Consider the following 20,756-nt stretch of genomic DNA (forward strand, 5'->3'; position numbering starts at 1 on the left):
GCTTATGGCGAATAACATAGGTTATTTTGGCATTTGCCAACGGCATGTTACGCTGCGTAAACTCAACATAACATAATTTATACAGTGTTGTTCTAAGCACTGCAAGTACCGCATAACTGGGCATGATTATACTGTCTTTACATCATCTTAGGTTTATGCCTGAATAAGAATTGCAGTTCTAGAGGGTAAATAATGAATAAATTGATAGTCTTTTTATTGGCACTCACTCTAGGTGGTAATCTCATGGCGCACGCTTCGGTTATGTCAACTATGTCCCACACATTACAACCGGGTTTAGACAAAGCCCGTTTACAGCTTGCCGATATTGAGCCGTTGATTCAGCATTACAGGCAAGTACCCGGGATCACCGTAACCGAATTAGGGCGCTCGGTAGAAAATCGCCCGATTTATATGTTAACGCTGGGGCGAGGTGAGAAGCGGGTATTAGCCTGGTCGCAAATGCATGGCGATGAGCATACGGCCACCGCCGCGCTGTTCGATTTGCTGCATTACAGTACCGCACCCGCGCAAGCCGCTTGGCAGCAAGAATGGCAGGCAGCGATCACCCTGCATATTATTCCGATGCTTAATCCGGATGGTGCCGCACAAAATAGCCGGGTGAATGCTCAAGGCATTGATATAAACCGTGATGCTTTAGCGTTGCAAAGCCCAGAGGGCCAGATATTAATGGCTGCAGCCAAGCAGATCCAGCCACATTATGCTTTTAACTTGCATGATCAAAATCGCTTTCATGCGGCGGGAGATGCACCGAATCCCGCCACCATTTCTTTATTGGCGCCGGCATTTAACGATGCCCGCGACGTTAATGCCAGTCGGCAAGCCGCGATGCAATTAATCGCCTACGTGAAACCGTGGTTAGATCAGCAGATCCCGCAGCATGTGGCGCGCTATAACGATACCTGGTCGCCTCGCTCTTTTGGTGATAACTTTGCCGCCATGGGATTTAGCACGGTACTGGTTGAGGCGGGAGGTCATCGTGCCGATGATCATCGGCAAGTGGCGCGGCGTTTAAATGGACAATTATATATAAAATGGTTAGACGCCATTGCCTCAGGCGCTTATCAGCAGGCATCGCTTGCCGATTACGAGGCGCTACCTTTTAATCGCAGTGGCGGTATGAAGGATCTTATTTTAGAGAATGTACAGGTAACACAGGCGACTACCCAAGCACAGATAGATATAGCGGTACATTTTCACACGGAAGGTGATCGCGTCGCGCGGATCCAAGAGATCGGCGATCTGTCCGTACACAGTGGCTATCATCAATTTGATGTCAGTGGATTGGCGTTCCGTGCTGGGCGCGCATATCCCTTAGACGCAGCACTCACGTTGGATACTGCGGCACATTTGGCGTTACTCACTGCAGGTTATACGCATTTTTCGGGTGAGCCAAGCCGGTTAACCAGTACCAGCCGTTTACCTGTGTTAGTCAATCCGCTACGGCCACCTCAGCAGGCTCCCCAATTACGCCAAGGTGCCACCTTTTTATTGGTTAACCAACAAGGTGAAGTTGTTCAGGCGCTGTTAAACGGCCAATTGATAGACTTAGCCACAGGACAGATTAGGAATCCACTGGGAACCTAAGGCTTATTTTAAATGTGGCAGGAGCAGACTATGTTATTAACAAACAATGATACAGGGTTAAACACGCCAGTGTTAGGTGTTGCTAAAGCGGCGACAATGCGGAGATTCGCCACGTTAACGTTATTCTGCAGTGTTGTATTATTACAAGCGTGCTCACCGGATCCTACCATTGAGATTGTTCAGGCCCCTGCAACCCCCGACGTATTAATGCAAGATGCGACTCAGCAAGCCCCAGCACAATTTCCTGCACAAAACACAGTACAAAACACAGTACAAAACACAGTACAAAACAGTGCAACCTTCAACACGGCTGAACCAACCACAGTATTACCTTTGGGAGATAGCAGCCGCACCGCCTTAGATTGGGATGGCACCTATCAAGGCGTGTTGCCTTGTGCTAGCTGTGAGGGTATTGAAACACGCTTAACGCTAACCCCTGAGGGGAACTATCATCTGGTGAGCGTGTATTTAGGCGAAGCACCGGATAATGAATTTGAACAGCAGGGCACCTTTGATTGGGATGTCAAAGGCGCCATTATTCGCTTGAATGCGGCAGAAGGTGAACCTGTGTTTTTTAAAGTTGAAGAAAATGCCCTGCGACAATTAGATCAAACGGCTGAAGTCATCAGTGGGCCTTTAGCTGAGCATTATCGCTTAAGCAAAGTGGCCGAGCCGGTTGCGACTCCTGCAAAGGTGCAGGAGCGATCCAAGGTTCTATACTGAGTATACATTTACCCAGAAGGCTGTTGCGGATAATCGGGATAAAGTAAATAGGGTAAACGTTTCTGGCGAAATTGTATTAAGGCCGGTTGCCAGCTTTGTTGTATTTCGGCTTCGCTCAGCCCTTGCTGTATTTGCAAACGCAATTGATCGGTGCCCGCTAACTTGTCCATAAACGCTGGCGCGTTAAAAATCGATATCGCATTCTGATTAAACAATTGATGCCAACGCATAAGGTAAGACAGCGTTAGGCCATTGCTGCTAACGTGGCGTAAATCTTCACCATACACGTTTTTGTTCATCAGTGGTGGGCGTAGGGCAGCACCGGGCGTGCTTACCGGTGTAAATTGAAACTCAGCAAGCGCAAACTTATCATACCCCAGTACCTGAAATGGAAATGGCGTGCCTCGGCCGACACTCATTGGCGTTGCTTCAAAAAAGCCCAAGGAAGGATACAATTTTATGGCTTGTTGATTCGGCAAATTCGGGCTAGGCGGCACGGGTAATTCATAAGGCTGCTCGCGTCGATAATTGGCAAGTGGGATCACGGTGAGTGCCAATTGCTCTGCTTGCGCAATCCAGCCTTCACCTTTAATCATTAAGGCTAATTCACCGACGGTCATGCCATGTAATAGCGGAATAGGATGCATGCCAACAAAGGATCGAAACGCGACATCAAGGACGGGCCCATCAACAAAAGCCCCGTTGGGATTGGGACGATCCAATACCAGCATGGGAATGGCAAATTCGGCCGCTGCCGCCATCATATAATGCATGGAACTGATATAGGTGTAATAACGCACGCCAACATCTTGAATATCAAAAATAATGATATCGAGCTGCTGTAATTGTTCCGCTGCGGGTTTTTTACTTTCGCCATACATAGACCAAACAGGTAAGCCGGTTTTTTCGTCTACACCACTTAAGATCGTTGCGCCAGCATCATGATTACCGCGAAAGCCATGTTCGGGGGCGAATATGGCCGTTACTTGCACATTATTTGCCAGCAGTACATCAACTAAATGCTGTTCGCCGATCAGCGATGTTTGATTAACTAACAAGCCCACTTTTTTTCCTTGTAACAGTGGGAGGTAGCGTTCGGTTTGTTGCGCCCCAGTTAACAGCGGTGCCGTGTTCGTTTCATTTGTAGGTGGTGCGGGCTGGGTGGCAGAAATAGGTGTAGCGGCCGCAGCAACGTTAACAGTTAATAGCCATAACCATAGCCATATCGATGGTGCGCTAATAACGCGATGTATGACAATACGCATCACATTGCCTCCAATGCCGCGCGCACAAAGCCATGTTGCTGCTGTAATTGTGCTTTACAACGTTCGATAGATTGCCCACTGAGTAGGTGTAATATGGCTAATTTTGCACTCATTTGGCTGGCCTCCAGCGCCTGTTGCGCGGTGGTCATATCACATTCTGTGGCTTGCATCACAATGCGAATTGCCCGCGCAACTAATTTTTGATTGCTCGCATGTAAATCGACCATTAAATTCTGATATACCTTACCACTACGAACCATGGCTGCGGAACTGAGCATATTCAGTAACATCTTTTGCGCGGTACCGGCTTTCATACGCGTACTGCCCGTGATAATTTCTGGGCCCACTTCTGCACAAATTGCAATGTCCGCTGCGGCTAACACCGGCGCGTTGGCGTTACAGCTGATCCCCACTGTGGTGGCGCCAACAGCGGTGGCATAAGCTAAAGCCCCTAATACATAAGGCGTGCGACCACTGGCGGCAATACCTACCACCACATCTTGTGCACTCAGCTGCAGCTGAGCTAAATCCGTTTCGCCTAACAAGGGATCATCTTCAGCGCCTTCCACCGCTTTATACATGGCGTTAGCGCCGCCAGCAATCAGGCCTACAACTTGGGTGTCGGGTACGCTAAACGTCGGCGGGCATTCCACCGCATCTAAAATACCCAAGCGACCACTGGTACCGGCGCCAACATAAATTAAACGTCCGCCTGCTGCAAAAGCATCGACAATACGATCCACCGCTAACGCCACCTGAGGTAATGCCGGCACAAGACAGTTAGCGATTTGTTGATCAGCTTGGTTAATCAGCTGTACTAATTGCAAACTGTTTAATTGGTCCAGATGTTCGCTGGCATGGTTACGCGCTTCGGTACTCATGGTTGATAACTGCTGGATAAGATGCGTGGTGCTCATACATTTACTCGTGATGTGAAAGAGAGGCGGCCAATGTGGCGGCTAAGGCTAACCCACCTGCTAAGGCATCGCCTTTTGCGGGCTGCAGGTGCTGTCGCAACGATTCTGATAAATAAGGTAAACATTGCTCGGCTAACCCGCCCAAAAATACCAAAGGTAACGCTTGATCGGCTAAACTGCAGCGAGCTAACTCGGCAATGGCCTGGGCTTGTTGTTGTCGTAATTGTTCGGCCAGCGGTTCTGTATAGTGATAAACTAACGGGGCCAAGGCAGCAAAGTCACTGGCCGTAGCTTGTTTTAACCACGGCAAAATAGCAGCAACGTTGGTGCCACATATTGCGCCGGTAGCTTGCAGTAATGGGGTAAGTGGGCGTTGCCAATCTAATTGCCAAAGCAGTGCGCGCACCAATAATTTACCTAACCAGGCGCCACCACCTTCATCCCCAAGGGTAAAGCCCCAACCACCGACTTGTAATTCTGTCCCATCGGCCTGTAAGCGCATGCCAACGGAACCGGTACCAATGGCAACCACGGCCACCGGATGACCTAAATTAGCGCCATACAGCGAAATACGGGCATCTGTGGTTAATTGCCATGCGGCAAAAGGCAACGCGAGATCATTAAGAAAGGCGTGATGGAGGCTAGGATTACCTGCACCAGCCAAGCCTATTATGGCAACGATCTGTGCAGGTTCAACACCCGCTTGAGTCAGCAGCTGTTGACATAAGTCGTACACATTTTGCCGTGCGCTGGCGTAATCGTTCGTTAATTGGGCTGGGCCAGCGCGTCCTTGCCAGCGCTGACCGCTATGTGGGCAATATAATTGCCCCACGGTTTTGGTACCGCCGCCGTCAATGGCTAATAAATAATACATGACATCTCCGGTGTTAGTGTGCGTGGTCAATAGCGTGCTGCTGAGACCGCGATGCGCCGCGAGTGAATGCGGTGGCTGTCGGTTTGCCGCTGTAACAGACTAAAAAAGCGATTACGGTACCGATACATAATTGCCAAGTAAAGCCAATATCCACATTTAGGTTGGCTAAGCCGGTCGCAGTAGGTATAAACATAGCCAGTAGCGGCTGCAATATAGTCTGAATAACCGTATTTATAACATAGGGTTGCATAAATAACGTGATCAAAAATCCAGTGATTAATGCCGCCGTGACGCTGCGGCTGTTGCCGCGTTGGGTAAAGAGTGCGGTAAAAAATACGCCTAATAATCCACTATACGAAAACACCATCACGCTTAGCGCAAAAGCGAGCAGGGGCATATCCGAGTATTGTTGCCAGTAATAACAAAGAATAGCCATAAGCGATAACGCCAAGGCGGTACCCAGCATTGCCCATTGTCCTGCCCGGACAAAGTGTCGATCTGGCGTTGTCGGAATACGCTGTAAACGCCACGGTTGATATAAATCGGCCACCAGCACCGACGCCATCGAATTTAAGCCTGAGGTAATAGTAGACAATGCCGCAGCAATGACGCCTACCACCACTAAGCCACGCAAACCCGAGGGCAATTCATGCAGCACATATTGCATAAATACCGTGATCTTTTCGCCCTGAAAGCGCTCTTCGAATTCAGCGCGCTGAATGGGTGTGGTTATTGATGTTGAGGTCGCCTGTGCGGTGTTATTCAGCAGCATGGCGCTCTGATATAACTCAGGACGCTGATAAAAAATATACAATAAAAAGCCAATAACGATAAACACCAGCATCACGGGGATCACAATCAGCGCCGAGGTTAATAATGCCCGAGCACCTTGAGCCGGTGTTTTACAGGTCAGTACGCGTTGCGTCATATCTTGATCTAAGCCAAAAGCGGCAATATTGAGCAACACAAAACCGGTTAATGCCGACCAAAGGGTAAATACGCCTGTGCTGCTAAAATCATGTCGCGTATCAAATAACAATAGCTTTGAGCCGTCTAGCTCCGGCGGATAGCGCAGGGCGTTAATCAGAGTAGGTAGGGGCAAATCGAGCTGCTGATAAAGAAAAACCAAAACAAATAAGGCGGCGCTAACATACACGGCACATTGTAGGGCGTCGGTATAAATGACCGAACGAATACCGCCCACTAAAGTACATAGCACACCAATAATAGCCAGTAACGCCACGGCCATCACTATGCTAGTTGCTTCAATGTTGTTAAACACCAGCATGGCAACGGCTAACGCGGCCATATACAGGCGTGCGCCGCTGGCAAAAACACGGCCAAATAAATACATTTTGCCAGCATGATTCTTAGCACGCGCATTAAAACGTTGTTCCAGCAGTTCATATACCGTGGTGACTTTAAGTGCATAATAGCGAGGAATAAGCCATTTCATCACAAAAAAAGCCGCCAAAATGGCGCCAATATTACTGGCCAGATAGGTTAAATTGCCGCGAAACCCCATATCTGGGCCACCTAAAAACGTCGCGGCCGATTGTGAGGTCGCCAACACTGAAATAGCCACTAACCATACTGGCATGGTATTGGCGGCTAAAAAGTACTCTTTACTATTATTGGCTTGGCGTAAATTTACCCACCAGGCTAGGGCAGCCAAAATTAAAAAATAGCTGCAAAAGACCAGCCAATCTAATAAGGTAAGCTGCATAAAGGGGTGCCTACTACACGTTAAGGATTAGTTTGCGCAATGGGGGCTATCGGGTTGCCAGCATTGCAGTTAATGCTAGGCAGTAAAGCATAAGTTATGCGCTATGAACAGAGTAAATAATTCTTGTTTTAATGGCTAGTAATGAATAATTTATGTGCCAATAACGGCAAGACACGCCATAATGCCGTACTGTGATAAAGTGTCGTTGCAGCCTATGCAAATAATCAGTTGAAGGAAGTAAATGTGGCAGTTTTTCGTCAAATGCGGTTAAGCCAACTGCTGTTAATATTCACGTTATTAATCAGTTTAGGGAGTGTTATGAATTCAGAGGCTGCTGCTCGTAAACCCACCGTAACGGTTCAGCAAATGTTAGGGCAAAAACTGATGCTCGATTTGCGCTATTACTGTGAAGAGCCCTTGGCGGCTGGCCAATGCCGCAAACCTATGACCTCCTTACCCCCCGCCTTAGCAACGTTACTGCGTGATTACCATATCGGCGGCGTGATTTTATTTGCAGAAAATGTACAAAACCCGCAGCAAATCATTGATTTAACCACGCAACTGCAAGCGGTGGCTGCGTCACAGGATCAGGGGCTCCCGCTGTTTATTGGTATTGATCAGGAAGGGGGGCGCGTTGCGCGCTTACCAAGGCATCAATCCACCTCGTTTAGCGGCAATATGGCGATTGGCGCGACCTATGCGGCACATGGCACCCTGCATGCCAGTGCGGTAGGGAATATATTAGCCAAAGAGTTATTAAGCTTGGGCATTAATGTTAATTTCGCCCCCACGGTCGATGTGAATATCAACCCGTTAAATCCTGTGATTAATGTGCGTTCTTTTGGTGAAAATCCTAAGATGGTGGCTGAGCTGGGCGGAGCAATGACCAAGGCCATGCAACAACAAGGCCTATTGGTCTCGTTAAAGCATTTTCCAGGACATGGCGACACCCATGTTGATAGCCATCATGGTTTACCGCGAGTTGATCACAGTATCGCGCAAATTCGCCAAAACGATTTACTGCCGTTTGCCGAAATAATCCAGCAGGTAAACCCTGCGATGATCATGACCGCGCACATTCAGTTTCCGGCTTTAGACAGCTCGGTGTTTGTGAATAAAAATGGCGAAGAAATGCTAAAGCCCGCCACGTTATCTCGCAATATTTTGCATGGCGTATTACGTGAGCAATTAGGTTACGAAGGATTAATTGTTACTGACGCCTTAGATATGGCGGGGATTAGTCAATTTTTTACTGTGCCACAAGCGGTGATCGAAACCTTTGCTGCCGGTGCCGATATTGCCTTAATGCCAGTAAAGCTACAAAACCCCAACGAGCTGCGCCAACTTGGCGTATTGCTTGACGAGCTAAGTCAGGCGGTAAACAGTGGCAAAATTAATAAGGCAGAGCTTAGCGCTTCCTATCAGCGAATCGTTAAAGCAAAACAGCCACTGAATACGCTGGCTAGGCCTACTGTCGAAACGGCGTGGGCCACCTTGGCGCATCAGACGCATCGGGCGGCTGAGTTGGCGCTGGCACGAGATGCAGTAACTGTGGTGCAGGGTGAGCACGCGCTACCTCTTAACCTTGTAGGCAAAAAAACCCTGTTAATTATGCCCGATACCAGCAAAGGGATGGTGTTACAGCAGTATTTAAGGCAATTAGCGCCAGAGAGTGGCGAGATCACGGTTATTAGCTTAATGCAGTTAAATTTAGATGCAGCAAAAAAACAGATCGCCGCAGCGGATAGGGTAATTGCGGGCTTTATATCACCGATGCAATCGTTAGCTGAAATAGGCGGCATGGATGATCTGGCGCGTATTACTAACTTGGCTGAAGCCTACCAAAAACAGCAACGTTACTTTTATCAATTGCTGGAATATGGCGCGGCGTTGAAAAAAGACCAAACCTTTGTCAGTTTGCGCTCGCCTTACGAAATTAGCCTGTATGCGCCCTTGGTACAGCGCTCACTTGCTACGTATGCCTATCACAGTTGGCAAGATGCACATAATCAATTGGCTAGCCCGGTGTATTTGGCCTTAGCCGAGGTATTACTAGGGAAACGCCGTGCCAGCGGCACCTTGCCGGTTACGCTAAGCAACACGCCAACGGCCTTGGCCGATGCGGCGACATCTTCGCATACCGGCTCTGCTAAACATACTTCGTTGTTAACGAGTAAGCCGTAATGGGAGGGATCCGCCAACACTGCTACGCCATTTTAGCCCAGCAGCCAAAAGGGCGCTTTTTGGCATTAGATATTTTGCGTGGTGTGGCCATCATGGCCATGGTGTTGGTGAATAATCCGGGCAGTTGGCAATATGTCTACGCGCCACTGCGGCATGCAGAATGGCATGGCTGGACGCCCACTGATTTAATCTTTCCGGCGTTTATTGTGATGGTGGGTATGGCTATGCAGTTAAGTTTTACGGCAAAAACCACGCTAGCGCGCAGCGACATCATCCGCCAAGGTGCCGTGCGGGCGCTTAAGTTGTATGCTTTGGGATTATTTTTAGTGCTGTTTTACTATAATTTTCGGGATCCCGCTTACAGTTATCTTGAGCAAAAATTACTTACCGTTCGCTGGTCTGGTGTATTGCAACGTATCGGGATTGTGTATTTTTGCACTCTACTAATCGTGTTATATACTGGCACGCGTGGACGAATTGTATGGGCTTTGGGCCTGTGTGTCGGCTATTTTGCCTGTATGCAGTTTATGCCTTACAGCGATGCGCAGGGTAATCGCTTTGTTGGCCTGTGGGAGTATGGGAATAATTTTGCTGCCTGGCTAGATCATCAGGTATTAGGCCCTAATCATGTGTACTTTCGAGAGGCTACCCCGTTCGCCTTTGATCCTGAGGGGATCTTTAGCACCTTACCGGCGATTAGTAGCTGCTTAATTGGGGTATTAATCGCGCAGTTACTGCAATCTTCAAGACCGCTACATTTTAAAATACGCATTCTTATGCTGGCAGGCGTGGTGGCGGTGTGGATCGCCGAGTTGCTGCATCCCGCATTAGCGATTAATAAATCGTTATGGACGCCCACTTTTGTCCTGCTGAGCAGCGGCTATACCGCCTTATTACTGGGTGCAACCTTATGGTTAACCGAGATCAAACGCTATCGATTATGGGGTGCTCCCTTTGTGGTCTTTGGGGTGAATGCGATTTTGTTTTTTATGCTGGCAGGCGTTGCGGCACGGGTGCTTGCCATGCTGCCGGTAGCCGGTACCTCGCTGGGCGCCTGGTTATTTAGCCACGTTTTTCAGCCGTTGTTGGGTAATTACCCGGGATCATTAGCGTTTGCCTGCGTATTTTTACTGCTGTCTTATGTTGTCATGTTGTGGTGTTATCGGCGCGGATACCTGTTTAAGGTGTAACCTTTACATCCTAAAGAAAGCAAAACGGCTTAAGAACTGTTGGCCATGTTGCGATAGCAACCATCCAAGCATAATACAGTTAGCCAAGACGATCAGACAGAATTCCCGTTGAAATAAGGCTTTACTGCGTTTGTGCGCTAACTTTTTTTGGGCGAATAAGGCGCCCGGCCAGCCACCAATAAGACTAAACATTTGTAAGCTTTCTTCGGGTAATCGTTGCGGTTGACGGGCAATTGCCGCGTTTTTATCGGCTTGGTATAGCCAGTAGGTAAACAGGCTCGCCTCTAAATACAACATGGGCAATAAATACGGTAGGGTTCCAAACAGCAATGCAATAATCACCAGCATTAAAAAGGCGGCGCGAAAGTACAAGGCCATATCTTGGGTATAGTTTAAATCGACAATATTTTTATTACGGGCTAAGGTGTTTTGAGTTGCCGCGCGGGTTACAGGGTGATTGTCTAACCAGTGTAACCCCGTTGCTATTGGCCGTCCTCGTTTATCATGGCCTAGCGTGAAGGCCAAACAATCCCCTTCTACCGGCCTTGCTTTACGAGTTTCGACAGGTTGCGGTAAAAAGTCCCGAATATGAAAAAACAGCTTTTGTTGGGTTTGATCGCACAGCAAAAAGCCAAAGCCTTTTTGATCTTGCCAAAAAACCACCTTGCCTGTCAGTTGCATCTGCCACACCTTACCGACTCAGCATACTGCTGCTTGTCGGTTAGTGTAGTAGAAAACACCCACATGGGTTAGCTCCGGCTAAGTAATCGCATGGATAAATCGAGTGCCTGAACATGCTTGGTTAACGCACCGCTGGAAATAAAATCAACGCCAGTAGCGGCCAATTCGGCTAGGCGTTCGCTAGTAATATTACCAGACACTTCTAATTTGGCGCGGCCTGCATTCAGCGTCACCGCCTGTTGAATATCGGCTAAACTAAAATTATCTAACATAATAATATCGGCTTGGGCATTAAGTGCCTGCGTTAACTCGTCTAAATGTTCAACTTCTACTTCTATGGGTTTACCCGGAAAATTGGTGCGTGCGGTTTGAACCGCCGCAGCAATAGAACCAGCTGCCGCAATATGATTCTCTTTAATTAAAAAGGCATCAAATAATCCAAAGCGGTGATTAGCGCCACCGCCACAACTTACAGCATACTTTTGGGCAAAGCGTAAGCCTGGTAGGGTTTTGCGAGTATCTAACAGCTGCGTTTTACTGCCATGTAAATACTGTACATAATGCGCCGTGGTGGTTGCCGTGCCGCTGAGTAATTGTAAAAAGTTAAGGGCGCTACGCTCGCCGGTCAGTAAAACGCCCGCTGGACCGGTTAAGGTGCATAGCAAGCTATTCGCGGCAACGCGATCACCATCAGCAACGTGCCAGTGAATAACTACCGCGTTAGCACCGTTGTTTGCAGCGGCGTGCGTTAATTGCGTAAACACTTCATCGACAAACCCGGTACCACAGATCACCCCCTCTTCGCGGGTTATGATGGTGGCGCTGGCCTGTTGGGACGCAGGGATCAAGGATGCAGTAATATCGCCTAATGCTAAGGATTGAAAGCCCAGATCTTCGGCTAAGGCAGCGGCTACGGCCCGACGCATTTCGTCGGCAAAAAACGGATGTTGATAGGGCATGGCAGGGTTCGTCATAAGTTAAATGGTTTGAATCAGCGTAAGTTGATTACCTTGTTGGCGGAATTCTAACTGTTTTAGCGCACTCATACCTAATAATATCTCGGTGCCGGCTAAATTGGGTACGATGCTGGCAGGTACTTGCGTTAAGGTAATCAGCCCCAGTTTTAATTCGGCAATTTCGCTGCGCCATGCGGTTGTTACGCCGTTGGCGGTGGATACCCGAATCGGTTGTCCCTTAATTAGCCCTAATTTAATGGCTGCCGCTTCAGAAATCGCCACAGTGGTTGCCCCAGTGTCTAATAAAAATTCGATGGGCTGGCCATTAATATACGCCACGCCAAGATAGTGCCCGGCGCGATTACGAATAAGCTCGGTGCTGATTTGCTGGCCACTCACATTGCTTTGTAAGCGTTGATTAGGATTTTGCTGTTTGCTTAAATAGTCCTGAAAAAACCAAAATAAGCCACTGCCCAGCAGTAACCAGGTGATTAACGTAAAAATTTTCCCGAACGAAGAACTCACTTCAGGTGCTTGCATATATTTCATCCAGCATCGACAATATTGTTACAGCTTAATAAGACCGCCAGCAAAAGGCAAAATTCCGCATGCGCAGTATTTCTTCTGATGATCTCGTTACCTTGGTGCAACGGCCGTCGCCGCATTACGATGATCGTCCTCTTGGCGAACCTATTAATTTACTGGTGATCCACAATATTAGTTTACCCGCCGGGCAATTTACTAAAGATCCGCAAAACAGTTACGTTGATGCGCTGTTTTGCGGTACTCTTGATACCACAGCGCATCCCAGCTTTGTTGATTTGCAAGGTATACGTGTTGCGGCACATTGTGTCATTTGGCGTGATGGCCAGATTTATCAATATGTGCCATTTGCAAAACGGGGTTGGCATGCTGGCATAAGTGTTTTTGCTGGGCGTGAGCGTTGTAACGATTTTTCTATTGGCATCGAGTTAGAAGGGACCGACACTATCCCCTATACTGATTTGCAATATACCCGTTTAGTGCAGCTTACACGGTATTTGCAGCAACAGTATCCGGCGATAACCCTTGATAGAATTGTTGGTCACTGTGATATTGCGCCAGGTCGAAAAACCGATCCTGGTGTTGCTTTTGATTGGCAGCGTTATAAACAAGCGCTAAAGGAGAACAAGGCATGACCTTAATTAGTATGTTATTGGCATTAATTATAGAGCGGCTGGCCGTACGCAGTGATGCTTGGCAAGCGCGTCCTTACTGCCAAGCATATCTTAAACTCACTGCTCGCTCAGGATTGAGCAAACTTGCCGACCATACTTTGGGCCGGTATCTGTGGATTTTACTGCCTGGTGCGGTACTGGCGTTATTGCTGCATCTGGTAGATAGCCGCTTACTCAGTTTAATCGTGAATACCCTAGTATTATTGGTGGGGATCGGCTGTTGGCATTATCGGCAGCTGTATAAACAGTTTTTAAATGCACAAGATCGTGGTGATGACGAAGCCGCCTATTTAAGCATGCAGCAAATTCGTACTGACAGCCGCAGTACCGTAGACGATTCCAATGGCTTGTTATTGGTATGGTTAAATTTTCGGTATTATGCTGCTGTGGTGTTTTGGTTTTTAGTGCTTGGGGTATTTGGTGTCGTTACCTATGCACTATTACGGTATTTAAATGAGCAAGGTGGTGTGGCGTCAGCCGCAACTGACGCGCAACAGGCTGAACCAACAGACGAGCACGCCACGGCAGACATGCGTAGCACATACAACGGCAGCGCATTTGAGCGCAGCGCAGACGAGAGCGCAGCCTCAAGTTCGTCAGCCAATGTCTATGCTGATGCGCAGGCTGAGCCCAGTATTGTGCAGGCGGCAGAGGTTGCGGCAACAGAGCAGGCGGATGACACTGCGCCCTTTGTTTCTGAGTCTGCGTCTGCGTTTAGCGAATCAACAAAAAATCCAGAAACAACCAAAGATGCCGTACATTATTTACTGCATTGGGCAGATTGGTTTCCGGCCCGTTTATTTGGTTTAGGTTTTGCGTTGGTAGGCTATTTTTCACGCGCGTCTAATGCCTTGTTAAGCTACTTTTTAGATTTCAGCGCTAATAATCAGCAAGTGATAACCGATGTGGCGAAAGCTGCTGAACCTATTATTGAAACGCCCCTGCAACCGGTCGACGATACCAGTGCGATGGTGCAATTGGCTAAGCGTAATATGCTCTTCTTTTTAGCCTTTACTGCCATCCTGACCTTAACCGGCTGGCTGGGGTAAGGTGTATTCCTTTCTATAACCGTTAACGATACAAACGGTATTAATTATGCCAGTCAATAGTAATGACTGGCATTTTTTTTAAGTGTAATTCGTTTAATTTTTCTCCGCGGTTGCAACCTGCCGATTATTTAATGGGCGCTAAGCATTTAGCCGCTAACGCTCGCTTTGCTTGGTGCCTAAATAATTCTTTTTACGTTCTTCACAGCGTGCTTATGGATCTTTATAATCGGTCGGTTTGCCCGCATGCTGGGCAGTATAATCAGGAGCACACCATCACATGTCGACTCAACCGGCTTTTTCTTCTGTAACAACTAAACTTAGTCTTATTGCCATTTCGCTAGGGGCTTTATTTCATCAAGCAGCCTTCGCACAACAAGAAGATGAAACAAATCAAAGCAAAATTGAAATCATTGAAGTGACGGCAACAAAGCGCACTCAAGCAATTTATGAAGTCCCTGTAGCAATCAGTGCGTTTAGTGGCGATGCCCTTGCTGAGCAAGGTATTACTGATCTTACTGATGTGGGTAAATTTGTTCCTAATTTAAATGTTACTGGTTTCTCAGCGGGTCATACGTCGTCGGCTAATCCTTTTATCCGCGGTATCGGTTTACAAGATCACCTAATTACCACTGATCCTGGTGTGAGTGTTTATGTCGATGGGGTTTATCTTGGGCGGCAGGTTGGTCAAAACTGGAATCTTAATAACATCGCGCGTATTGAGGTGTTACGTGGCCCACAAGGCACCTTGTATGGGCGTAACTCGATCGGTGGTGCTATCAATATCATTACCAAACAACCCGATGAAGTGGCAGTAACCAAAGCCACCGCCACCGTTGGGACACGTGGTCGTTTAAAAGGCGATATATTCATTAACCGCGAAGTCTCGGATAACTTAGCGTTTAATGTGAATGCCGGCTACAACGAAAGGGATGGTCTTGGTAAGTTTATTAATCTACCCAATGCAAAATATGATGTGGGTGAAACCCAGGAAGCATATGGTCGTTTATCAGTAAAATATACTCCGCAAGATGATCTTAGTTTCACCTTAACAGCAGACGCAAACGATGGTAAAGGCGGGCTACGTCCGTACACGACCTTAATAGATGAAGTGCCTACTGGCGCTTATTTTACGGGGGAACGTTTCGGCCAACCAACGCCAGTTGGACCATTACGTAATACCGATGTTGCTGCAAATATATATGATAATGCTACTGGCACGCTTGATGTAACCGATGTCAGCAACGCAGCCAATGGGGTGTCTTTAACAATAGATCTGGGGTTATCAGATACCCTAGCCACCAAAGCCATCATTAGTCACCGTACCTCAGACTATAAAGCGGGTTTAGATGATGACGCCACGATTTTTGCCTTAGATCATTACCCTGAAACGGGTGATGCTGATCAAACCTCTGCTGAATTACAGTTAAATGGCTATATCGGTGAAGTTGATTTTGTTTCTGGTATTTATTATTTCACGGAAGAGGGTAATAACAGACAAGGCAGTAACTCACGGTTTAATGGTGGTGCAAACTTACTGGCGTTAGATCAGCGTTCGGTTAGTCGTGCGGTATTTGTTAACGTTGGCTACATGCTATTAGATAACTTGCGCGTTGCAGGTGGGGTTCGTTTTAATCGCGATAAAAAGGATGTAACGGCGAATGTTGGCATTGGTCCCTTCTCGGCAAGCGATAGTTGGAGTCAACTTAGCTATGATCTGTCAGCGAATTATACGCTAGAGAACGGTTTAAATATTTATACCAGCGTTCAAAGTGGCTATCAGTCGGGTCAATTCCCCGCTAGACCCTATTGTTTGTTCGGCGATCCAACCTGTTTAGTGGCGTCTGAAAATATTACTGCAGTAAACTACGAAATTGGATTAAAAGGGCAAGTTAATAGCAACTTTGCTATGGGCATTGCAATTTTTAATACTGAGTTTGATGATTTACCTTATCAGGTTAGCACCACATCTGAAGGCGGGTTTAGTACGACTAATTTGGTCGTGAGTCAAACATCGCGCGGCATAGAATGGGAAGGGACCTGGTTTGTTACCGATGCGTTTAAACTACATGGTGCGCTAGGCTATATTGACGTTGATGTTGAGCAATTGGGTGCAGTTAAACCGGTTGCCCCCTTAACGCCTGATACTACAGCTGCTCTGGGTGCAACGTATGAATTTAATATAACAGGCGGTGCCGTAGTATCGGCACGGTTAGATTACTCTTACCGTGATGAGATGTTTGGTGAACCGAGTCGCGATAGTGGTCGGTTTACACGCATTGCCAGCCGTGAATTAGTTAATATGGATCTGCGTTATAAACCTGCTCAAGGTGATTGGTCTGTTTCATTGTACGCGCAAAACCTGTTTGATGAGCGTTATGATAATGCCAGACTAAATACGGGTGATTATGTACTACGGATATTAAGCAACGATGCCCGTGAAGTTGGAGTTCGTTATACGGTCCAATTTTAAAGCGTTGTAACATTAATTTGGCAATCCCAGCAGGGTGTACTACCTGCTGGGATTTTTTTACTGCATGCTCAGCCATTAGGTATCAATTTCGTTTGTGTCGAATAAGGATATTGCCCGATTTAATCATCCTACTTTGCTGTGCAGGTGATATAACGTCTGTGCATGATGGCAAGGCGCCTTAAACACAATATAAACTACCGCGGTAAAATCACCGAGTGACAATTGGTCAGACCATTTTGTTTTAATAGTGAAACTTTCATCTTAATTCGAGTCTTTACTCTAACTATTTCTAGGTTGCCAGCAAGCAAAAAATCTGCTTTATTTACATCCTGCGTAGAAAATGATAGCCTGCTGTCCACCTAAGGTAAATTGGTAAGACCAATTTACCTTGATAGCAAAAGCAAGGATTAACTTACCCGCTATGGCCGATTTAAAAATCAAGCCCGCTAAGCTGTCTGATCAGATTGTGTCGCAGTTAGAGCATATGCTATTGGAAGGCAGCTTTCAGCCTGGGCAAAAGTTGCCATCGGAGCGCGAGCTGGCCGAGCGTTTTGCGGTATCGCGGCCGTCACTGCGCGAAGCGATTCAAAAATTAGAAGCCAAAGGGTTGTTAACGCGACGCCAAGGCGGTGGCACCTATGTGTGCGACAATTTAGTAAAAGATCTCACGGATCCGCTGTTTACGCTTATGGCACAGTATCCTGATTCGCAGTTTGATTTTTTAGAGTTTCGTCATGCGCTAGAAGGCATTTGTGCCTACTATGCGGCACTACGTGGTACCGAGGCTGACCACAAAAAAATCAAAACCTTATACGAAGAGATTTGTCTGAACCAGCAATTGCAAGATGCCGAAGCGGAAGCGAAAGCCGTGAGTCAGTTTTATCTGGCGGTGGCCGAAGCCTCGCATAATGTGGTGTTGTTACATTTGGTTAGAAGCTTAACGCCGCTAACCGAACAAAATATCCGTTTAAATTTAGCTGCGTTGCAAGAACGTGACGGTATCGCTGATAAGCTCAATGAGCATCGGCGGCGGCTAATGCAAGCGGTCATTAGCCGAGCGCCAGAGCTTGCCCGTCAAGCCAGTAATGGTCACTTAGCCTTTATAGAAGAAGCCTTGCTAGAAGTGAGCAAAGAACGATCGCGCATTGAGCGCTCGCTTCGTCGTTCACAGCAGGCATAATATTTTTGCAGCACGCCGGGGGCGTGATTAACCATAGGAAACCTCGATATGTCTGAAGTCAGTAAGGTTGACGTCGACGCTTTAGAAACCAAAGAGTGGCTAGAAGCGTTGGAGTCGGTGGTGCGTACCGAAGGGGTAGAACGGGCGCAATTTTTGCTTGAGCAAGTGCTAGAGCAAGCCCGGCTAGAAGGCGTTGATATGCCAACCGGCGTGACCACTAACTACATCAACACCATTCCACCACAGCAAGAACCGGCTTACCCAGGTGATGTGAATCTGGAACGACGTATCCGTTCGGTGATCCGCTGGAACGCCATTATGATCGTGCTGCGTGGCTCGAAAAAAGATTTGGAGCTGGGTGGCCATATGGCGTCGTTCCAATCGTCAGCCGCCTTTTATGAAACCTGTTTTAACCACTTCTTCCGTGCGCCAAACGCTAAAGACGGCGGCGACTTAGTGTATTATCAAGGCCATATTTCACCGGGTATTTATGCCCGCGCCTTTGTGGAAGGCCGCTTAACGGCGGCGCAGTTAGATAACTTCCGCCAAGAAGTCGATGGCACTGGCTTATCTAGTTATCCGCACCCGAAATTAATGCCGGAATTCTGGCAATTCCCCACCGTTTCAATGGGTTTAGGCCCAATCACCGCCATTTATCAGGCCCGTTTCTTAAAGTACTTAAATGGCCGTGGCTTAAAAGATACTACCGAACAGCGCGTGTATGCCTTTTTAGGTGACGGCGAGATGGACGAGCCAGAATCACGCGGTGCGATCAGCTTTGCCGCTCGTGAAAAACTGGGCAATCTGTGTTTCTTAGTTAACTGTAACTTACAGCGCTTAGACGGCCCAGTAATGGGTAACGGCAAAATTATTCAAGAGCTGGAAGGCTTATTCCGTGGTGCTGGCTGGAACGTGATCAAAGTGGTGTGGGGCCGTGGTTGGGACAAACTGCTGGCCAAAGATACCACTGGCAAGTTGTTACAGCTGATGAACGAAACGCTGGATGGCGATTACCAAACCTATAAAGCCAATGATGGCGCCTATGTGCGTAAGCATTTCTTTGGTCGTTACCCAGAAACCGCTGCTTTAGTGGCGGATATGACAGACGAAGAAATCTTCGCCTTAAAACGCGGTGGTCATGAGCCATCGAAGCTGTTTGCGGCCTTTAAAGCGGCGCAAGCCTGCACCGATAAGCCAACGGTTATTTTAGCCAAAACTGTAAAAGGTTATGGCATGGGCGATGCGGCAGAAGGTAAAAACATTGCGCACCAGGTGAAGAAAATGGACCTGACGCATGTAAAACAACTGCGTACCCGTTTGGGCTTAGAAGACTACATTAGCGAAGAGCAAGTCGCCGACTTACCGTACATTAAGTTGCCAGAAGGTTCGCCAGAGCTTAAGTACCTGCACGATCGTCGTCAGGCCTTGCATGGTTATACGCCAGTTCGTTTGCCAAACTTTAGCGAAACCTTAACGCTGCCAGAGTTGTCAGCTTTTGATTCGTTATTAGAAGAGCAAAAGCGTGAAATCTCTACCACCTTAGCCTATGTGCGTGCCTTAAATATTCTGTTAAAAGACAAGAGCATTGGTCAGCGCATTGTGCCGATTATTGCCGATGAAGCCCGCACCTTTGGTATGGAAGGCTTGTTCCGCCAAATTGGTATTTATAACCCAAGTGGTCAGAACTATACGCCAGAAGATCGTTCAGTGGTGTCGTACTACAAAGAAGATACCGGTGGTCAGGTACTGCAAGAGGGTATCAACGAGCTGGGTGCCATGTCGTCTTGGGTTGCTGCAGCCACGTCTTATAGCACCAACGATTTACCGATGATCCCGTTCTATATCTATTACTCGATGTTTGGTTTCCAACGCGTCGGCGATATGGCGTGGTTAGCAGGCGATCAGCAAGCGCGCGGTTTCTTATTAGGCGCTACCGCCGGGCGTACTACGCTAAACGGCGAAGGTTTACAGCACGAAGATGGTCATAGTCATATTCTGGCCGGTACGGTACCGAACTGTATCTCTTACGATCCAACCTACGCTTACGAACTTGCCGTTATTATGCAAGACGGTATCCGCCGTATGTATGGCCCAAGCCAAGAAAATGTGTACTACTACATTACCGTGATGAACGAAAGCTATCATCATCCGGCCATGCCGCAAGGCGCGGAAGAGGGTATTCGTAAGGGGATCTATAAGCTGGAGTCCTTTAATGGTGGTCGCGGTAAAGTGCAGCTATTAGGTTCAGGCACCATTTTAAATGAAGTGCGTAAAGCCGCTGATATTTTAAGCAAAGACTACGATGTAGCGTCAGATGTGTACTCGGTAACCTCGTTTAACGAGCTGGCGCGTGATGGCCAGGATTGTGAGCGTTTCAATATGCTGCACCCAGATGCTGCCGAGAAAGTGCCTTTTGTGGCAACTGTGCTGAACAAAGCGCCGGCCATTGCAGCAACCGACTATATGAAAAGCTACGCCGAGCAAATCCGCGCCTTTGTACCCGGCAATGCTTATAAAGTATTGGGTACTGATGGCTTTGGTCGTTCTGACAGCCGCGAAAACCTGCGCCGTCACTTTGAAGTGAATGCCGGTTATATCGTAGTCGCTGCGCTGAACGAATTGGCGAAGCAGGGCGAGTTGAAGAAAGCGGTAGTGGCTGATGCGATTAAGAAATTTGGCATCGACGCTGACAAAATCAACCCGCTGTACGCATAAGAGG

General features: G+C 47.7%; 16 protein-coding genes. 9 read left to right on the forward strand and 7 right to left on the reverse strand.

Annotated features, from left to right (window positions below; translation table 11 throughout):
• Positions 1–192 precede the first annotated feature (192 nt).
• Positions 193–1,605, forward strand: coding sequence for a M14 family zinc carboxypeptidase (locus IE070_RS15240; RefSeq protein ID WP_189484060.1), 1,413 nt, complete (start codon positions 193–195; stop codon positions 1,603–1,605).
• 30 nt (positions 1,606–1,635) lie between these two features.
• Entirely contained in the window at positions 1,636–2,328 is a 693-nt protein-coding gene (locus tag IE070_RS15245) for a copper resistance protein NlpE (RefSeq protein ID WP_229797100.1), read from the forward strand.
• Between the two features lie 8 nt (positions 2,329–2,336).
• Here IE070_RS15245 and IE070_RS15250 read toward each other — a convergent pair whose 3' ends face one another.
• The 4 genes from IE070_RS15250 to IE070_RS15265 are packed head-to-tail and all read right to left on the reverse strand — an operon-like array spanning position 2,337 to position 7,110.
• A complete protein-coding gene (locus IE070_RS15250) occupies positions 2,337–3,593 on the reverse strand; it encodes an exo-beta-N-acetylmuramidase NamZ family protein (protein WP_189484061.1) in 1,257 nt (418 codons plus the stop codon).
• A complete protein-coding gene (gene murQ / locus IE070_RS15255) occupies positions 3,593–4,510 on the reverse strand; it encodes an N-acetylmuramic acid 6-phosphate etherase (RefSeq protein ID WP_189484062.1) in 918 nt (305 codons plus the stop codon). Before murQ ends, IE070_RS15250 begins: the two co-directional genes overlap by 1 nt.
• A gap of 4 nt (positions 4,511–4,514) precedes the next feature.
• Complete coding sequence (locus IE070_RS15260; RefSeq protein ID WP_189484063.1) at positions 4,515–5,384, reverse strand: glucosamine kinase nucleotide-binding domain-containing protein; 870 nt, start codon at positions 5,382–5,384, stop codon at positions 4,515–4,517.
• A 13-nt stretch (positions 5,385–5,397) separates the two neighbouring features.
• The gene (locus tag IE070_RS15265; RefSeq protein ID WP_189484064.1) at positions 5,398–7,110 is read right to left on the reverse strand and encodes a sodium:solute symporter; all 1,713 of its coding nucleotides are present in this window, start codon (positions 7,108–7,110) and stop codon (positions 5,398–5,400) included.
• A gap of 318 nt (positions 7,111–7,428) precedes the next feature.
• On the opposite strand from IE070_RS15265, the gene IE070_RS15270 reads away from it, so the two are divergent.
• Together IE070_RS15270 and IE070_RS15275 are read left to right on the forward strand one after the other, a co-directional pair.
• On the forward strand, positions 7,429–9,294 hold the full coding sequence (locus IE070_RS15270) for a glycoside hydrolase family 3 protein (protein ID WP_189484092.1): 1,866 nt from the start codon (positions 7,429–7,431) through the stop codon (positions 9,292–9,294).
• On the forward strand, positions 9,294–10,484 hold the full coding sequence (locus tag IE070_RS15275; protein ID WP_189484065.1) for an acyltransferase family protein: 1,191 nt from the start codon (positions 9,294–9,296) through the stop codon (positions 10,482–10,484). The genes IE070_RS15270 and IE070_RS15275 overlap by 1 nt, the downstream gene beginning before the upstream one ends.
• A 3-nt stretch (positions 10,485–10,487) precedes the next feature.
• Here IE070_RS15275 and IE070_RS15280 read toward each other — a convergent pair whose 3' ends face one another.
• The 3 genes from IE070_RS15280 to IE070_RS15290 all read right to left on the reverse strand — a co-directional run bounded on the left by IE070_RS15280 (position 10,488) and on the right by IE070_RS15290 (position 12,661).
• The gene (locus IE070_RS15280; protein WP_189484066.1) at positions 10,488–11,165 is read right to left on the reverse strand and encodes a DUF1294 domain-containing protein; all 678 of its coding nucleotides are present in this window, start codon (positions 11,163–11,165) and stop codon (positions 10,488–10,490) included.
• 68 nt (positions 11,166–11,233) lie between these two features.
• Positions 11,234–12,139 carry a carboxylating nicotinate-nucleotide diphosphorylase gene (gene nadC, locus IE070_RS15285; RefSeq protein WP_189484067.1) on the reverse strand — a complete coding sequence of 302 codons (906 nt, stop codon included), beginning with the start codon at positions 12,137–12,139 and terminating at the stop codon, positions 11,234–11,236.
• Between the two features lie 3 nt (positions 12,140–12,142).
• The gene (locus IE070_RS15290; RefSeq protein WP_189484068.1) at positions 12,143–12,661 is read right to left on the reverse strand and encodes a retropepsin-like aspartic protease family protein; all 519 of its coding nucleotides are present in this window, start codon (positions 12,659–12,661) and stop codon (positions 12,143–12,145) included.
• Positions 12,662–12,729: 68 nt separating this feature from the next.
• Between IE070_RS15290 and ampD the strand changes: the two genes are divergently transcribed.
• The 5 genes from ampD to aceE all read left to right on the forward strand — a co-directional run bounded on the left by ampD (position 12,730) and on the right by aceE (position 20,752).
• The gene (ampD, locus tag IE070_RS15295) at positions 12,730–13,299 is read left to right on the forward strand and encodes a 1,6-anhydro-N-acetylmuramyl-L-alanine amidase AmpD (protein ID WP_189484069.1); all 570 of its coding nucleotides are present in this window, start codon (positions 12,730–12,732) and stop codon (positions 13,297–13,299) included.
• Entirely contained in the window at positions 13,296–14,387 is a 1,092-nt protein-coding gene (ampE, locus tag IE070_RS15300; RefSeq protein ID WP_189484070.1) for a regulatory signaling modulator protein AmpE, read from the forward strand. The genes ampD and ampE overlap by 4 nt, the downstream gene beginning before the upstream one ends.
• A gap of 277 nt (positions 14,388–14,664) precedes the next feature.
• Positions 14,665–16,857 (forward strand): TonB-dependent receptor, encoded by a 2,193-nt coding sequence (locus IE070_RS15305; protein WP_189484071.1) that lies wholly within the window; start codon positions 14,665–14,667, stop codon positions 16,855–16,857.
• A gap of 421 nt (positions 16,858–17,278) precedes the next feature.
• Complete coding sequence (gene pdhR / locus IE070_RS15310) at positions 17,279–18,037, forward strand: pyruvate dehydrogenase complex transcriptional repressor PdhR (protein ID WP_189484072.1); 759 nt, start codon at positions 17,279–17,281, stop codon at positions 18,035–18,037.
• A 48-nt stretch (positions 18,038–18,085) separates the two neighbouring features.
• Positions 18,086–20,752 carry a pyruvate dehydrogenase (acetyl-transferring), homodimeric type gene (gene aceE, locus IE070_RS15315; protein WP_189484073.1) on the forward strand — a complete coding sequence of 889 codons (2,667 nt, stop codon included), beginning with the start codon at positions 18,086–18,088 and terminating at the stop codon, positions 20,750–20,752.
• The last annotated feature ends 4 nt before the right edge of the window (positions 20,753–20,756 follow it).

It is taken from the genome of Alishewanella tabrizica (assembly GCF_014652375.1).
Taxonomy (GTDB): domain Bacteria; phylum Pseudomonadota; class Gammaproteobacteria; order Enterobacterales; family Alteromonadaceae; genus Alishewanella; species Alishewanella tabrizica.

What these genes read in the sequence shown, in the direction of transcription:
- IE070_RS15240 (WP_189484060.1), top strand. Translation starts at nt 193, where the DNA reads ATGAATAAATTGATAGTCTTTTTATTGGCACTCACTCTAGGTGGTAAT.
- IE070_RS15245 (WP_229797100.1), top strand. Translation starts at nt 1,636, where the DNA reads ATGTTATTAACAAACAATGATACAGGGTTAAACACGCCAGTGTTAGGT.
- IE070_RS15250 (WP_189484061.1), bottom strand. Translation starts at nt 3,593, where the DNA reads ATGCGTATTGTCATACATCGCGTTATTAGCGCACCATCGATATGGCTA.
- murQ (WP_189484062.1), bottom strand. Translation starts at nt 4,510, where the DNA reads ATGAGCACCACGCATCTTATCCAGCAGTTATCAACCATGAGTACCGAA.
- IE070_RS15260 (WP_189484063.1), bottom strand. Translation starts at nt 5,384, where the DNA reads ATGTATTATTTATTAGCCATTGACGGCGGCGGTACCAAAACCGTGGGG.
- IE070_RS15265 (WP_189484064.1), bottom strand. Translation starts at nt 7,110, where the DNA reads ATGCAGCTTACCTTATTAGATTGGCTGGTCTTTTGCAGCTATTTTTTA.
- IE070_RS15270 (WP_189484092.1), top strand. Translation starts at nt 7,429, where the DNA reads ATGAATTCAGAGGCTGCTGCTCGTAAACCCACCGTAACGGTTCAGCAA.
- IE070_RS15275 (WP_189484065.1), top strand. Translation starts at nt 9,294, where the DNA reads ATGGGAGGGATCCGCCAACACTGCTACGCCATTTTAGCCCAGCAGCCA.
- IE070_RS15280 (WP_189484066.1), bottom strand. Translation starts at nt 11,165, where the DNA reads ATGCAACTGACAGGCAAGGTGGTTTTTTGGCAAGATCAAAAAGGCTTT.
- nadC (WP_189484067.1), bottom strand. Translation starts at nt 12,139, where the DNA reads ATGACGAACCCTGCCATGCCCTATCAACATCCGTTTTTTGCCGACGAA.
- IE070_RS15290 (WP_189484068.1), bottom strand. Translation starts at nt 12,661, where the DNA reads ATGCAAGCACCTGAAGTGAGTTCTTCGTTCGGGAAAATTTTTACGTTA.
- ampD (WP_189484069.1), top strand. Translation starts at nt 12,730, where the DNA reads ATGCGCAGTATTTCTTCTGATGATCTCGTTACCTTGGTGCAACGGCCG.
- ampE (WP_189484070.1), top strand. Translation starts at nt 13,296, where the DNA reads ATGACCTTAATTAGTATGTTATTGGCATTAATTATAGAGCGGCTGGCC.
- IE070_RS15305 (WP_189484071.1), top strand. Translation starts at nt 14,665, where the DNA reads ATGTCGACTCAACCGGCTTTTTCTTCTGTAACAACTAAACTTAGTCTT.
- pdhR (WP_189484072.1), top strand. Translation starts at nt 17,279, where the DNA reads ATGGCCGATTTAAAAATCAAGCCCGCTAAGCTGTCTGATCAGATTGTG.
- aceE (WP_189484073.1), top strand. Translation starts at nt 18,086, where the DNA reads ATGTCTGAAGTCAGTAAGGTTGACGTCGACGCTTTAGAAACCAAAGAG.